This window comes from Collinsella aerofaciens (genome assembly GCF_028209395.1).
Lineage (GTDB): Bacteria > Actinomycetota > Coriobacteriia > Coriobacteriales > Coriobacteriaceae > Collinsella > Collinsella aerofaciens_AZ.
The window spans coordinates 1-15,382 of sequence record NZ_JAQLDQ010000021.1; the positions used below are offsets into that span (position 1 = coordinate 1).

The 15,382-nt window shown below is 61.6% G+C and carries 10 protein-coding genes and 1 pseudogene; 5 read left to right on the forward strand and 6 right to left on the reverse strand.

Features of this window, described 5'->3' with window-relative positions:
• The 4 genes and pseudogenes from PMW67_RS07815 to PMW67_RS07830 all read left to right on the forward strand — a co-directional run.
• Positions 1–277: pseudogene (locus PMW67_RS07815) on the forward strand (hypothetical protein); the annotation flags it as partial.
• Positions 278–960: 683 nt separating this feature from the next.
• Positions 961–1,668 carry a hypothetical protein gene (locus tag PMW67_RS07820; RefSeq protein ID WP_117839695.1) on the forward strand — a complete coding sequence of 236 codons (708 nt, stop codon included), beginning with the start codon at positions 961–963 and terminating at the stop codon, positions 1,666–1,668.
• Between the two features lie 198 nt (positions 1,669–1,866).
• Positions 1,867–2,943: a hypothetical protein gene (locus PMW67_RS07825; protein WP_271739398.1), complete on the forward strand. Its 1,077-nt coding sequence runs from the start codon at positions 1,867–1,869 to the stop codon at positions 2,941–2,943.
• Positions 2,944–3,238: 295 nt separating this feature from the next.
• Positions 3,239–4,609 (forward strand): amidohydrolase family protein, encoded by a 1,371-nt coding sequence (locus PMW67_RS07830; protein ID WP_271739400.1) that lies wholly within the window; start codon positions 3,239–3,241, stop codon positions 4,607–4,609.
• Positions 4,610–4,742: 133 nt separating this feature from the next.
• Here PMW67_RS07830 and PMW67_RS07835 read toward each other — a convergent pair whose 3' ends face one another.
• The 6 genes from PMW67_RS07835 to PMW67_RS07860 form a co-directional block, all read right to left on the reverse strand.
• Positions 4,743–5,216 carry a hypothetical protein gene (locus tag PMW67_RS07835; protein ID WP_271739401.1) on the reverse strand — a complete coding sequence of 158 codons (474 nt, stop codon included), beginning with the start codon at positions 5,214–5,216 and terminating at the stop codon, positions 4,743–4,745.
• Between the two features lie 146 nt (positions 5,217–5,362).
• Positions 5,363–5,635, reverse strand: a complete 273-nt coding sequence (locus PMW67_RS07840; protein ID WP_006235337.1) for a metal-sensing transcriptional repressor — start codon at positions 5,633–5,635, stop codon at positions 5,363–5,365.
• A gap of 38 nt (positions 5,636–5,673) precedes the next feature.
• A complete protein-coding gene (locus PMW67_RS07845) occupies positions 5,674–5,895 on the reverse strand; it encodes a heavy-metal-associated domain-containing protein (RefSeq protein WP_006235338.1) in 222 nt (73 codons plus the stop codon).
• A gap of 147 nt (positions 5,896–6,042) precedes the next feature.
• A complete protein-coding gene (locus tag PMW67_RS07850) occupies positions 6,043–8,385 on the reverse strand; it encodes a heavy metal translocating P-type ATPase (protein ID WP_271739402.1) in 2,343 nt (780 codons plus the stop codon).
• A 491-nt stretch (positions 8,386–8,876) separates the two neighbouring features.
• On the reverse strand, positions 8,877–10,961 hold the full coding sequence (locus tag PMW67_RS07855; RefSeq protein ID WP_158557006.1) for a protein kinase domain-containing protein: 2,085 nt from the start codon (positions 10,959–10,961) through the stop codon (positions 8,877–8,879).
• A 171-nt stretch (positions 10,962–11,132) separates the two neighbouring features.
• Positions 11,133–12,095 (reverse strand): FHA domain-containing protein, encoded by a 963-nt coding sequence (locus PMW67_RS07860; protein ID WP_117774302.1) that lies wholly within the window; start codon positions 12,093–12,095, stop codon positions 11,133–11,135.
• 499 nt (positions 12,096–12,594) lie between these two features.
• Between PMW67_RS07860 and PMW67_RS07865 the strand changes: the two genes are divergently transcribed.
• Positions 12,595–14,793, forward strand: a complete 2,199-nt coding sequence (locus PMW67_RS07865) for a DEAD/DEAH box helicase (protein WP_192934500.1) — start codon at positions 12,595–12,597, stop codon at positions 14,791–14,793.
• The last annotated feature ends 589 nt before the right edge of the window (positions 14,794–15,382 follow it).

Sequence of the window (15,382 nt, forward strand, 5' to 3'; positions counted from 1 at the left end):
TCCGGCGCATCCGCGTTGGCGCGATTGGCGAAAATACGTTGGTGAAAATGGTGAAAAATATATTGACGCTAACACGGGGCGGCCGAAGGACCTCGCCAAGGGCCAGGCCCCGGACCGGGGCGCCCGGAGGCATGCCGCCAAGGGCGTGCGGAGGCTGGTCGAGAGGCGGGAGGCGCTGCTCGCGCGCGGGGTCCACGGCAACAAGGCGAACGTCGCCACGGCGCGCGAGCTCGCCTGCTGGGTGTGGGCGGTCGGCCTCATGGCCGAGGAGGCGTAGGGGGCGGTCCCCCGCACATAAGCCAGTCACCCCGGAAGCGGTTCGATCCGAAGCCGTTGAGGCGAACCTCAGGTCCCTTTTCTGCGAGCGCCCAGGGCGCCACACGCGTGCACAGACTGTCGGTTCGACGTAGAAGCCTCAGCCGTAGCAACGGATTGCCCAGCGAGAGATCGCCACGGGCGGATATTAAACTGCAAAGACGAGCGTCGGTAAGACACGCCGAGGTCGCCGCGGACGGGTTGATATAGGGAGAGGGCCTGACCCCATATCGTTGGGGCCAGGCCCGATTTTGCCTCTTGACAATGTCCTGCTCATATTAAAAGGAACGTCCCTAAGTGCCGACAGTTAGGGACGTTCCTTTTGTGCCGGCATTCGGGGACACTCCTTGCGGATTTGCGAGCAGTTTGCGCGTTTGTCGACGTAAGGATGTTCATTTGTCGACTTCTTGGGCTGTGGTCACCTGTTGTTTCTGTGGTGGCTGCAGGCATCTGGCTCAAAAGGGCGGGTTGGCCGTCTATGTTTGCCTGCGGTTTTGTTGCGGTGCGCATTTTCGGTCAAGCTTTTCGTCAAGTGTTTGGTCAGCATCTGGTTTGCAGTCGGAGGCCTATTTTGCCCGCGCTGGTCGTGGCTGTCCACCCTCCTCGTAAGCTCAAATTGAGGTCCATCAGTTTGAGGAGGATGCCATGACTGACCACGCTTTTGACCGAGCAGAGCTGGCTGAAGCCGTCGGCAACGATATTGCCGACATGGCTCACTTTTGGATGCTGCGGAAGTTTCAATTCCTGGAGCCGGCACGCGAACAGTTCGAGATTATCGTCGACCCGTGGCTCAGCTATTGCGAGGAACCTTCTCAAAACGAAATCATGGCCTACAACATGGCGTTTACCGATTGGCTGCTCTTCGAGCGCCCCTATCGCCATGGCAAAACGCTGCTCGAGCTATATGTTGACGAGCCGCCGGCATCGCTTTCGCCTGCCTCGCTCAAGCGGCTCGAGCGGGTACGCGACACGCAGTATTTCTCGCGCTTTGGCATTTTGGACAAGAATCCTGCGTCCGGCATGGTCGTGCTGAAGGACACGCGCACCGATCATCGCTTTGATGTCTACGACCCGCATATCGTGCAGAAGGAGCATTGGAACGACGGCGCGATTGCGGTGCGCCTCGCCTGCGTCGACGATGTCTGGCTTACGGCGGGACAGCTCTACCTGTATGACATCGCGCGCCTGAACGACACGGCGGTCGACGGACCGGGTGCGGTGCATCCCGAGGATCTGCAGGACGGCTTTGACACCTCGTGCATCAGCTTCTTCTTGCGTCTGGTCCGCGACATCATGGGCGCCCAGGGGCGGTACGTAAAGTCCCTCAACATCTACGAACAGGAGTGGGAGTAGGGGATGGGTAGTTGTCGCCTGCCCTGCCTTTTGCCTTTTTGTCTCAATCTGTAACATCTACAGGCCAAAAATCGGTTTTCCTGTTACAGGTCGAGACAAAGAGGTGCAATGCTGCACGAATGTCTCGATCTGTAACGTTTGGCGGCCGCTTGTGCCCGTAACTGTTACAGGTCGAGACGTTTGTCGGCGGAGGCAACGGTGACGATGGTCCATTTGTCCGATGTGGTGGTGATGGAAGTGCCTAATACCGTTCTCAAACACAAACATACGACTCGTAACACGTTGGCGCGGAATAGGATGCTTGCCAGGCTCACGGAGGCGGCTGAACAAGGCGTGCTGCTTGTGACACACGACAATGCCGAGCTCATGTGGCTACGGCGTCATGTGGGAACCGATGATATTGCGGAGCCCGAGCCGTATTTGTTCTGTTTTCAACATGATTGGGATGCGCTGACGCCGACGGAGCGAGCGCTGCGGGCCATCAAAGGGCTTGCGGAGTTTCATCCCGATTGGGCGTTTTGGGGCTATGACGCGGCGCTTTTGTGGGGTCTGGAGGTGCCGAATGATCTGCTTGGGCCACGATACCTTGTTAAGACAGGTTGCTCGGTGCCACTGAGTGCAGGATGTCGGCTGTTGCGTCCGCAGGCGGCGGGCGCACTTGAACAAGTCGACGGCGTGCAGGTGACGTCGTTTTGGCGCACGGTGGAGGATTGTCTACTGCGTGCGCCGTTCTCCTACGGGTTGGCGATTGCCGATTCTGCACTGCGGGCGAAAGGCGTATCACGTGGGGATTTGTGCGAGCGCCTCCGCGCCGATTGCGAGGGCAGGCGAGGGTATCGCAGGGCACAGGTGATTGCGTCGTATGCGGACGGGCTGTCTGAAAACGGCGGCGAGTCTCGGTTCCGAGCATTCTTTATTGCGTACGGCTTTCCGGTTCCGGAGCTGCAGGTGGAGTTTCGCGACCCGCTCGATCCGAGCCAGGTGTTTCGCGTCGACTATTTTTGGCGGCTCGAGGACGGGACGTGTGTCATCGGCGAGCTCGACGGAAAGGGGAAGTACACCTTGCAGAGCGGCGAGGGTCGGGAGTCGGTTGACCCATTCGTGGCAGAGCGTCAGCGGGAATCTCATCTGACAATGCTCGGGCATAAGGTGCTTCGGTTTACGTTTAACGAACTCAAAGGCCCGGGGAAGCTAGTCGAGAAAATGAGGCTGGCGGGTATTCCTCGGCAGGTTGAATTGGCTGAGGAGTGGAGATGCCAGTGGTATGGGCGCTGAGAGGTTTTGTCTCGATCTGTAACGTTTAGAGGTTGTTTGAGCTCGTAATTGTTACAGATCGAGACAAGCCGGTGAAACGTCGACCGAATGTCTCGATCTGTAACATCAGGGGGCCCAATAACCCTGTACCTGTTATAGATCGAGAGATTTCCCTAGTGCCGCTGGGATGGGACTGCAACGTATTCCGTCCCCCACATCCTCTCTTCCTTCCGTTAACCGATGCGTCTGCAGCAATCCAGCGGGACTAGGTGATAATGGACAAATGTTCAAGTTAATCGTGAGGGAGGAGCTCGATATGGCATCTGCCGATCGTTCCACGTTGTTTATCAATGCGACCATTCTGGATGGTTCGGAGCATATGGAGCCGCAACCCGATATGGCCGTGACTGTTGAGCGCGGCGTCATCACCTGGATGGGGCCGAGTGCTGTGGCGCAGGCGCCTGCAGGTGCCGAGGTTATCGACCTGGGTGGTGCGTATCTCATGCCCGGTCTCATCAATATGCACGTGCACCTGTGCGGTTCGGGCAAGCCTGTCTCGGCCGGCGATGCGGGAGCGCTGATGAAGAAACTCGATAATCCCGTGGGCCGTGCCATCGTCCGCCGCATCCTCAAGGGCAGTGCCCAGCAGCAGCTGGCAAGCGGCGTGACCACGGTGCGCGGCGCGGGCGACCCGCTGTTTGCCGACATTGCCGTGCGCGACGCTATCGACGCCGGCAAGTATCAGGGTCCGCGCCTGGTAGCGCCGGGAACGGGCGTCACGGTGCCGGGCGGCCATGGCGCGGGCTTGTTCGCCCAGGTGGCCAACAGCCCCGTCGAGGCAGCCGAGCAGGTGCGAGACCTGTATGCGCGCGGCGCCGACGTCATTAAGCTGTTCGTAACGGGCGGTGTGTTCGATGCGACCGAGGTGGGCGAGCCGGGCGTGCTGCGTATGCCGGTGGAGGTTGCCGCGGCGGCGTGCAAGGCGGCGCACGAGGTGGGTCTGCCGGTTATGGCTCATGTCGAGAGCACCGAGGGCGTGAAGGCCGCGCTTGAGGCCGGGGTCGACACGATCGAGCACGGTGCCCCGATGACGCCCGAGATCCTGGAGCTGTACCGTGGCGCCGCGGGCACGCAGCTCGAGGGACGTGCGCCCAGCGTTACCTGCACGATCAGCCCGGCGCTGCCGTTTGTGTTGCTCGATCCGGGGAAGACCCATTCGACTGACACGCAAAAGAAGAACGGCGACATCGTGTGCTCGGGCATTATCAAGAGTGCTCGTGCGGCGCTGGAAGCTGGCGTTAAGGTGGGCCTTGGCACAGATTCGAGCTGCCCGTTCGTGACGCAGTACGACATGTGGCGTGAGGTGGCCTATTTTGCCAAGTATGTCGGCGTGAGCAACGCCTTTGCGCTGCATACGGCTACGCAGGTCAATGCCGAGCTCCTGGGGCTGGGCGGCGAGACCGGTGCGATCGAGTGCGGCAAGGCCGCCGATATCCTGGTGACGCGCAAGAATCCGCTCGATGACCTGTGCGCTCTGCGTGAGCCGATACATGTGATGTGTCGCGGTGATCTGGTACGCAAGCTCAAGGTAAAGCGTATTCCCGAGGTGGACGCCGAGCTCGACGCGATTATGGCCATGCCGGCCGAGGCGCTGGCCGAGGAGCTCGCCCGCGACGGTGTGGCATAGGTGTGACAAAGGTGTAGCTCCGTTGCCGCATGTAAAAAGCCGAGGTCTCAACACGAGGCCTCGGCTTTTTTATCGAACAAATACTTAAGATTTGGGACAAACAAACCTGATTAATTTGTCCCGCGTGCGGGCGCTAGGAGCGGGTTTCCATCTTAGCGTGGCACTTGGGGCAGGTGACGCGGATCTTGCCCTTGCCCTTGGGGACGGAGAGCATCTGGCCGCAGTTGGGGCACTTGAGGTATGCCGTGGTCTTGCGACCCTTCCACATCTTCTTGGCCGTGCGCTTGGCGCGCTCAAAGTCTTCCTTGCTCGTTCCAGCCGCGCGCGAGGTGCTGGCTGCTGCAGCGCCGCCGCCCAAGCTGGCGACGAACTTGCCCAAGCCGGGGACGTTCGCGGCCGCGGCGACAAAGGCAGCGTTTTCCTTGCGACGCGCATCGATGTTTTTGGACAGGCCGCGCAGCACGCCAATCACGATCACGGCGATGGCGATCCAGCTGAGCCACTGGATGCGGGCTATCGATCCGATCATCGCGATGACGATGCCGGCAAAGCCCATAACGATGGTGAGCTCATCGGCGCCATTGCGGCCCTTCATAAAGTCATTCATGCAAATTGCCTTTCGTTCGATATGCTGCACGCCTTTATACCCGATTTAGAGCAAGGGGGACAGGTTAATCTGCACCAAGGTGGTGCAAACGTACCTATCCCCGATGCACCAAGATGGTGCAAAGAAGTCTGTCTCCAATGCCCCAATTACTTGGAGAGCTTGTCGACGACGCGTTCGATCTCGGCGAGCTTGGCGGCCTTGAGGTCTTCGTCGCCCGATTCGATTGCCGAAGTCACGCAGCCCTCGATATGCGCCTTGAGCACGTCGGCGTTGATGCGCGCAATGAGCGCCTGCGTTGCCATGAGCTGCGTGGAAATATCGACGCAGTAGCGGTCCTCCTCGACCATCCGCAGGATGCCGTCGATCTGACCGCGTGCCGTCTTGAGCATGCGGGTCACCGATTTATGGTCTGCCATCATGGCGGGTCCTCGTTTCTGGTCGGGGTGCGCGTGGGTCGTTACGCGGCGGTTACGGACAGGGCGTGGAACTTCTCGCCGGCGCCCTCGACAGCGGCGGCGAGCTGCTCGGCGGTCACGGTGTCGGCGCACTCCACCTGGACGGTCTGGGTCTCGTGATCGGCGTCGGCGTCGGTCACGCCGGCCACGTTGAGCAACGCCGTCTCGACGGTGGCGTCGCAGTGGCCGCACATGAGGCCGGAAGTCTTGATTGTGTATCGCATGGGTATTCCTCTCTGTTGTGTCGGCTTTCCCAGGCACCCGACCTTGACCTTCAAGCCGTCGCTCGCGTACCAAAGTACGCGTCGCTCCTCTTTCAGGTCAATCTCTGGCACCTGGAAAACCCGTTCTAAATGGACGTAATAGTGAGCCTATTTTGCCACTTTAGGCTTAAAGGTTCGCAGGCGCAGAGCATTGCTTACGACGCACACGCTCGACAGGCTCATGGCCGCGGCGCCGAACATCGGCGAGAGCTGCCAACCGGTGAGGGGGAAGAACACGCCTGCCGCCAGCGGAATGCCGATGCCGTTGTAGAACAGCGCCCAGAACAGGTCCTGCTTGATGTTGCGGATCGTGGCGCGCGAAAGCTTGATGGCGCGCGCAACATCCATGAGGTCGCTGCGCATGAGCACCACATCTGCCCCTTCTTTGGCGATGTCGGCGCCGGTGCCGATCGCAAGGCCCACGTCGGCGCGCGCCAGGGCGGGGGAGTCGTTGATGCCGTCGCCCACCATGGCGACCTTGCCGCCCGCATCCTGCAGTTCGCGCACGTGACGTTCCTTGTCGGCGGGGAGAACGTCGGCGATGACCTGTTCGCTGCTCAGCCCCACGCGGCGGGCGATAGCCTCGGCTGTCACGCGGTTGTCGCCGGTGAGCATGCGCACGTCGACGCCGAGCTTGCGGAGTGCGGCGATGGCCTCGGCGCTCGTCTCTTTGACCTCGTCAGCCACGGCGATGGTACCGACAAGCTCGCTGTTCTTGGCAAAGAACAGCGGTGTTTTGCCCTCGGTGGCAAATTGCTCGGCAACGCCGGCGGGCACCTCCGCGCCCAGCTCGTTCATCAGGCGCACGTTGCCGGCTGCGATGACATTCTGTCCCTCGCGCGCCGTAACGCCTCGTCCAGGCACGGCGACAAAGTCCTCGACCATGCGTGCGACGATTCCGCGCGCCTCGCACTCGGCCATAATCGCCTCTGCCAGCGGGTGCTCGCTCGAGCGCTCCAGCGCGGCGGCCAGCTTGAGCAGCGCCTTTTCGCTCATGGCGGGCGAGCCGTCGGCGCGCGCGGCAACCACAATGTCGGTCACGGCCGGCTTGCCGCGGGTGACGGTGCCCGTCTTGTCGAGCACCACGGTGCCCACGCTGCGCAGATTCTCCAGCGCCTCGGCGCTCTTGAACAGGATGCCCATCTCGGCACCCTTGCCGGTGCCCACCATAATGGCGACGGGGGTGGCCAGGCCCAGCGCGCACGGACAACTGATCACTAGCACGGCGACGGCGGAGGTAAGCGCCTCGTTGATGCTGCCGGTCAGTGCCATCCACACCGCAAAGGTCACGGCCGAGATCACAAACACCACGGGCACAAACACACCGGCGACCTTATCGGCCAGGCGGGCGATAGGCGCCTTGGTGGCATTGGCGTCCTCGACGAGCTGGATGATCTTGGCGAGCGATGTCTCGGCGCCCACACGCGTGGCGCGGAAGGTAAACGAACCGGTGCGGTTGACGGTGGCGGCGTTGACGGTGGCACCAGCGGTCTTTTCCACGGGGATGGACTCGCCGGTGAGCGCGCTCTCGTCCACGGCCGAGCTGCCCTCGAGCACCACGCCATCGACGGGGATGGACTCTCCGGGGCGCACGCGCAGGACCTGGCCGGGAAGGATACTGTCGACGTCGACGGTGGTTTCGGTGCCGTCGTCGGCAACGACGGTCGCAGTCTTGGGTGCCAAGTCGATGAGCGCCTCGATGGCGCCGCCGGTTTTGGATTTGCTGCGTGTCTCGAGGTATTTGCCCACGGTGACGAGCGACAGGATCGTGCCCGCACTCTCAAAATACAGGTTGTCCATGCCCGTCATCATGGCCTCGTGGATTTGCCCGGCGGCCAGCTGGTCGGCCATGATAAACATGGCATAGAGCGACCAGGCGATCGACGCGGTGGCGCCGACGGCGATGAGAGCGTCCATGGTCGGCGCGCCGTGCGCGAGCGATTTAAACCCGTTGATAAAGTACGCGTCGTTGACGTAGACGATGGGGATGAGCAGGACGAGCTCGGTGAGCGCGAGCGTCATGCTGTGGGTATGGTCGGTGAAAATGCCGGGTAGCGGCCAACCGAGCATGTGCCCCATGCCTATGCAGAACAGTGGGATGAGGAATACGATCGAGACGATGAGGCGGGTGCGCATGGCGGAAGCGGCGGCCTCCAGCTTTTTGGTAGGCGACTCCATATGGGCGGCGCCGGACCTGGCTTGCACGCTGCCGTTTGAGCCAGCGGCGCCGGTGCCCGCATCGACGGGCGAGGCCGAGTAGCCCGCGCGGTCGACGGCGGTGCAGATATCCTCGGGGGAGACCTGCGCGGGGTCATAGTCGACCATCATGGAACCAGCGAGTAGGTTGACCGCGACGCTTTGGACGCCGTCGAGTTTGCTTACGGCGCGGTCCACGTGCGCCTGGCAGGCGGCGCATGTCATGCCGCCCACGTCGAACTTATCTTGAGCCATGGCTTCTCCTTTCTGTAGTTCGGTGTTGGAATTGTTAACCTGCCGATACTATACACCCATACCCCCTGGGGGTGTCCAGTAATAGTTGGAATGTATGACTTTTCATTACAGATGAGGGCGGCTGCTCAATCGGTGGCCGTCTCTGCCAAACATCTCAATCTGTAACGTCTGAACCGGTTTTTGAGCCGTAACTGTTACAGATTTAGACAAACAGTTGACGGGAAACTTAATGTCTCAATCTGTAACATCTAGCAGCAAATATGACCTCTAACTGTTACAGATCGAGACAGAGCGTCCGCGGTCAACTCAAATGTCTTGATCTGTAACATCTAGAGAGTTTTTTGACCCCTTACTGTTACAGATTGAGATGTTGTCTCGCGGGGTTGGGTTTTGTCTCGTTCTGTAACATCTAGATCTGTATCTGCCGAGCTAGTGTTACAGAACGAGACAATTGCCGGGGAGGGGTCCCGTCACGGCAAGACGCCCGCTCCCTAGATGCAGAACCCGGGGATCACGCAGGTTCGCTTGCTTGGCTTTTCCGCAGGCGTTGCGTACGTAAAGACGTCGCCGTCGTGCCCCACGCGGTTCATATAGAGCGTGCCTTCGCTCTCCGATGTGTCGGGGCTCACCGTGCGCTCCCACCAACAAGTGTCCTTGCCCTTCCACTGGCGGACCATCGTCTCGTTCGTGGAATACGGGCTCACCTTGAGCTCGCGGAAGAGTTGGTACTCCTTGCCCTCGCCGTTGTAGATGTCTGCCAGGTAGTGATAGTCCTCGGCAAACGAATCGGGCGGTTGCGTACCGCACAGCTCGACCATGGCGGGCAGCCAAAGGGTTGCGGGCAACTCGCTCAGACACGATGCACTGTTGGCGGCGCCAACGTTATTTGAGATCTTTTTGACGGATTTGATGAGTGCGCGCAACTCGTTGGGCAGCAGCTTAAGGCCGTCGCCGTTGAGCCATTCCCGCAGCTCGCAATCTGCCCAGCCGGCGCTCGGCGGTTCAGCCGCAGCGTTGCGCTCGGCAATACCCGCATCGAACATAAACGTCAGTCCGGCCTTGCCTGTACCGTCCAGAAGTTCGTCGTGGCGGATGCCCACAAGCTGAGCGCCGACCTCCAGCCCGTTGGCGAGCTTCACACGCTTAGTGCACGGATAGGGGATATGCCCATCAGCGTCGAGCAGGTGGTAGCGCTTGGCAATCTCGCGTGCCTCGCTACGGGTCTCGGCGGCCTTAATCTTGAGCGAAATCTCCTGCAGCTGGTCCCAAGTGTAGTCGTCAAGCGAACCGCGGATGCCGTCCAGGTAGTCGGGGATGCCAAAGCCATGGGTTGCCGCGCCAACGACGCCGAGCCCCGCAACGACCGCAACGACGCCGCCGATAATAAAGCGACGGCGGGTCATGGCGTCGTGCCGGGCCTGCTCCAGGATCTCTCGCGCGCGCTCGCCGGCGACGTCGACCTTAAGGTGCGTGCCAGAATCGATATCAATTGCGGCCTCGTCTCCTGCACCCTCGCGGTCCTCAGATTCTGCAGCGGGGAGGTATGTCGAGAGCACCTCGAGCATCTGCTGCTCGGTAGGGCGATCGCCCTGTTCGACCGAAATGCCTTTCATGATGATCTGGACAAGCGCTTTGTCGCCCTCGCAGCGCGGCTCGAGCGGCGCCGGCTTGGTCTTGGTCTTTATGAGGTAGAACGAGCCGGTCGCCGCGGCACCCGTCGACTCAACATCGAACGGCTTGCGACCGCTGTAGAGCTGGTACAGAATGCTCGAAAGCGCATAGACGTCGATCGCGGGCGAGCGGCGAAGGGCCGCGATGCCTTCGATATCCTGCGTGAGCATTTCGGGCGCGGCGTATGCGGGCGTGGCAAAGCGCCAGATGTCGGCGCGCCGGGTGATCGTGTCGTCGCCGAGGGCCATGGTCGCGGAGCCCATGTCGATGAGGCAGGGGTCAAAGGAGCAATCGGCAATCTGCTGCTCGAGCGTTCGGCTGGTGGTGCGGAACATGATATTGGCAGGCGACAGGTCGCGATGGATGACCGGATTCACGAGGCCTTGGGTCATCAAGAGCGCGCGAAGTACGGCGTTTCCGACGGCGGCGACCATCTGGGTGGTCAGCCCGCCCGAGGCGTCGTGCGGAAGCAAGGGCAGCGCCTGCTTGAGCGAGGTGCCCTCGACCCACTCCATGAGGATGAGCGGGTCGTTCTCGCACGATCCGTAGCCATAGACGCGCGGAAATCCGCGCAGGTGCGAGACGGTACACAGATGACGGTACTCCTCGAACAGCGCGGCGGTGCTGGCCAGGTGCGCAGCCGCTTGCTCGGCAGAGCGATCGGGCGTCTGGTCGGAAAGGATGGCGTTGTCCTTGAGCAGCTTGACGGCAAAGACCTCGCCGCTCGTGTTGGTCGCGCGCAGCACGTGCCCGATATTGCCGCCGTCACGGTATGCCGTCTGAAGAATAAGCGTCATAAACCGGCGCTTGGCGTCGTCCTCGGCACTGGGGTCGACTGCCACGGCGGTATCGAACGTGTCGAGACGGATGAGTTTGTCGCCATAGGCGCTATCGGTAGTATCCATGGCGTTCCTTTGTCTGGCATGGGTTGCCGCGCGTATACGTGAGCAGTGCGGATATCGGTAAAGTACCATGATAACCGCACTGCCCACGTATACCGCTGAGTATTGTCGTTTACGACGCAGAAGGTAGAAGACAAAAGACGGACGGCGGCCGTCTTTCGATCGCCGTCCGCGCTAGTCCACAATGACAAGGAATGTCGTATAGAGACCCAGATGGAGCCTGTCGCTGTTTTCGATTTCCACCGGGGGATAGATCTTGCCGGGCTCGCGTTGGTCGCGCGGCGGCTCAATCACAATATCGCCGTCGCCTGCACCCGATTCGAGCACTGTGCCGTTGGTCGACCCAAGGCCCTGGGCGTACCAGCGTCCGCCTTCGAGCCAAATGCGGAGATGCTCGCGCGATGCGTCGGCGCCTACATCGGTGATGCTGGGCGAGGTTTTGGGCAAGGACCCAATTACCGTGCCGCGCGGGTCACGCGTAAGGGGGTGGATCTGCATGTCAACGCAGTTGTCGGCATGTGTCCTGAGCAGACCGAGGTTGGGGGCGACGGTGCGCGGCTGCTCCAGGCTGCCAGTAAAGCCACGTCCGACGGTAGTTTCGGTGGTGCCAAAGTGCCCGCCTGTCTTGCTGTCGCAAAAGCGCTCGACGGTAGCCACGCCTTGGATGGGGTCGGCGAGCGCCCCCGTTGCCACAAAGAGCATAAGGTAAAGCGTACTCTTCTCGCGCACGGCATTGCCGTCAAAGTTGTCGATGTGATTGAGGGCATTTGCATATAGGCGGCTGTCCAACTTGTAGCTGGCGAGAGCCGACATCATTTCGTTGGCGGCCGGGCCGCGATAGTGCTCGGCGATTGCCTGATAGGCGGACTCGCCGCCGCCGAGCTTGCTGCAGATTGCCGCGGAAAGATTGAGCGTGGTGACGGCAAAGTCGCTGTAGATGGCGGGCGCGCACTGGTCAGGCTCGCGATGGACGATGTAACGGGTGAGATACGAGCGGTTGGAAGAGCATTTCTCGAGCAGGGTACTGCCGAGATAAGAGTTTCCATTGATGAGCATTCGGGCGATCTCGAGATGTTTAAGACCGCCGAACGAGCGAATATCGTTATAGAGGACCGAGCAAGGCGTCTCTGCTGCCACGGATACCTCCTTTGATTGCTTCCTGGCCAATAAGGCGATAGGAATTAATGGCCCCCGGTGGGCGACGTATTAAATGGCTGCGCAATATGTAGCGTAACCAAAGCAACATTATAGGCCACATGTTCGAAATTGCAGGAAGAGCGAGAGATTTGGTTTGGACTGGACGGAAATCCCCCTCTGTCTTGATCTATAACAATTGGGACCGATTTTGCTCCGTAATTGTTACAGATTGAGACAATCGGTCCGGGCCCGCCCCGTCATCTGTGGTTTACGTGGGGGCATGCGAAGCGCGGGTATACTAACCGGCGGCGAATCTGCTCCATCGCTTAGGGCCGCTGCGTCTGGACGGCGCGTGATAGGGCTGCCAAAGCGATCGCCAGCGTGCTGAGCAACGTCCTCTCTGTGCGCACCTGTTTTTGTATGTATTAGCGCACTACCAAGCACGCTCGCGCGGCCGCATGCCGTGCCCATAACGCGTGCAGATAAGGAACAACAACATATGCGTAATTCTGTATCCGACGTCACGGACGCCGAGATTCTGGACGAGGCCCGCGAGGCCATGACCCAGGCTGCCTTCGATGCTGCCGACGAGGCCAGCGCCGCCGAGACCGTTGAGTCCGCGACCGAGAGCCTGCCCGCCTTTGACGAGCTGGGACTTTCGGACGAGATGCTTCGTGCCATCGAGAACCTTGGCTACACGGCGCCCACGCCTGTCCAGGCTGGCTCGATTCCCGTTGTGCTCGAGGGCCGCGACCTGCTTGCCGCCGCTCAGACCGGCACCGGCAAGACGGCTGCCTTTTTGCTGCCGACCATGAACAACCTGGAGCACATCGCTCCGCCCAAGCCCGTGCGCGAGCGCGGAGGCCGCAACCGCCGTCGCGGCGCCAAGAAGCCCGAGGGCAACGGTCGCGGTCCCTTGATGCTCGTCATCACCCCCACGCGCGAGCTTGCCCAGCAGATCGACGAGGTCGCGAGCAAGATCGCCGACGTTACCGGCCATGTTGCCGTGACCGTCGTGGGCGGCGTGAGCTACAAGCCCCAGACCGCGGCGCTCAAGTACGGCTGCGACATCCTGGTCGCCACGCCGGGCCGTCTGGTCGACCTGATCGAGCAGGGCGCCTGCCACCTGGACGAGGTCAAGGTGCTGGTGCTCGACGAGGCCGATCGCATGCTCGATATGGGCTTTTTACCCGCCGTCCGCCGCATCGTGCGCGAGACGCCGGCCGAGCGCCAGACGCTGCTGTTCTCGGCTACGCTCGACGAGGAGGCCGTGGGCGAGATCACCGACCTGGTGAGCGACCCGGCCCGCGTGGAGATCGCGCCCGCTACATCGACCGCCGACACCGTCGACCAGTTTGTGTTCCCGGTGTCCATCGAGGCCAAGAACAACCTGCTGCCCGAGTTCCTCAAAAAGGAGGGCCCGGAGCGCACTATCGTCTTTATGCGCACCAAGCACCGCGCCGACAGCTGCTGCCGTCGCTTGGAGCGTAAGGGCATCAAGGCCGCCGCGATTCACGGCAACCGCAGCCAGGCGCAGCGCGAGCGCGCGCTTTCGGCCTTCCGCGACGGCACCGTCGACGTACTGGTGGCGACCGACGTGCTCGCCCGCGGCATCGACATCAGCGACGTGCGCTACGTCGTGAACTTTGATGTGCCGGCCGAGCCGACCGACTATATCCACCGCATTGGCCGTACGGGCCGCGCCGGCGAGCTGGGGTGGGCCATCACGTTTGTGACCGAGCAGGATGTCGATGAGTTCTACGAGATCGAGAAGCTCATGGACAAGACGGCCGACATCTACGGGGCCGGCGACCTGCATGTGGGTCCCAACCCGCCCGCGGTTGACCCCGAGCGCGACCCTGCCGCCTTTAAGGTGAAGAAGAAGACCAAGCGCGGCAAGTCCAAGAGCAAGAAGAAGCTTGAGCAGGCGCGTCGCGACGGCAAGCGCAACGGCGACGATTACGGCGATGTTGCCGGTCGTTCCAACCGCGGTCGCGACGAGCGCCGCAGCGACGGCGAGCGTCCGGGCCGTCCCAAGCGCGGCGGCAAGACCCGCGTGCGCGAGGGCGTTCAGGCTCGCGTGGACGAGGCTGTGGAGAGCGTGGCCCGCGAGGTAGCTGCCGAGGAGCGCGGGGGTGCTGCTGCCGTCGAGCAGACCCCACGCGGCAACCGTGCCGAGCGCCGTGCCAAGCAGTTCCAGGGCGAGGCGCATCGCCGTCGCCGCGAGGACGAGGACCGTGGTGGCCGTCGTCGTGTTGAGCGCGAGGACGAGGGCCGCGGTTCGCGCGGCGGCAAGCGCGGCTCGGGTGACCGTCGTCGTTCCGGTCGCAATGACGAGCGCAGTGGCCGTGGCGGCGAAGGCCGTGGTTCGCGTGACGAGCGCGGCGTCCGTGGCGGCGAGCGTCGCGAGGGTGCTCGTGGCAACGGTGGCCGCAGCGGCGCCGGTCGTTCGAATGAGTCGCGCGATCGTCGCGACCCGCGTGCCAGCCGCGATCGTCGCGATGATTGGCGCAACTACGACGACACCCGCGAGGAGCGCCGTGGCGGCTACCGCGGCGGGCGTGGTGACAACCAGGCCGGTTCCCGCGGCGGTCGCGCCGGCGGTCGCGATAACCGTGGCAGCTATGGTAACAATCGTGGCGGCAATCGCGGCGGCAGCTCCCGTCGTCCCGGCGACGGCGGCGGCAAGCGCAGATAACATACGCATCGCACGCTAGCGTGAGACAAACAAAAGGGCCCGAGCAAACAACGCTCGGGCCCTTTTGTTTACCGTGTCCATCGCTAATCCAAACGTGATTTTCTCGGGAATGCATCTGGGGGATGCCGAGGACCTATTTTCTGTCATGCGGCAATGGGTCCCATGGGGTGCGTCGTGCATTTTTTGGAGTATTCAGCAGCTCTAGTTGGTTGCATACGATTCGGTATTGCCAACGGCGGCCTTCGGATATCCCTAGCGAGCGTTCCGAGTCAGATTTCGCCGTTTTCCGGAGCAGGGGCGCGTCATTCTCGCCATGTCGGGACTTAGAATGATACGGCGCCCTACAGTTTTGCCCACCCGCGGCGGTGCTGGCGCGGTCACGTTGCAGAATACTCCGTTTTTTGCACGGGCCAGGATGGGGTACCTCAGGAGAACACGGCGGTATCCCGTAAATATATACAATCTGTACCGTAATTAATACAAAACGAAGAGGCAGACAGCGTAGGGTGGGTGCATTGGGGTGTTTGGTGCACCAAAACGTGGATCCCACGTACCGTATACTCTGGCTGGATGTGAAAACGGCTTGACG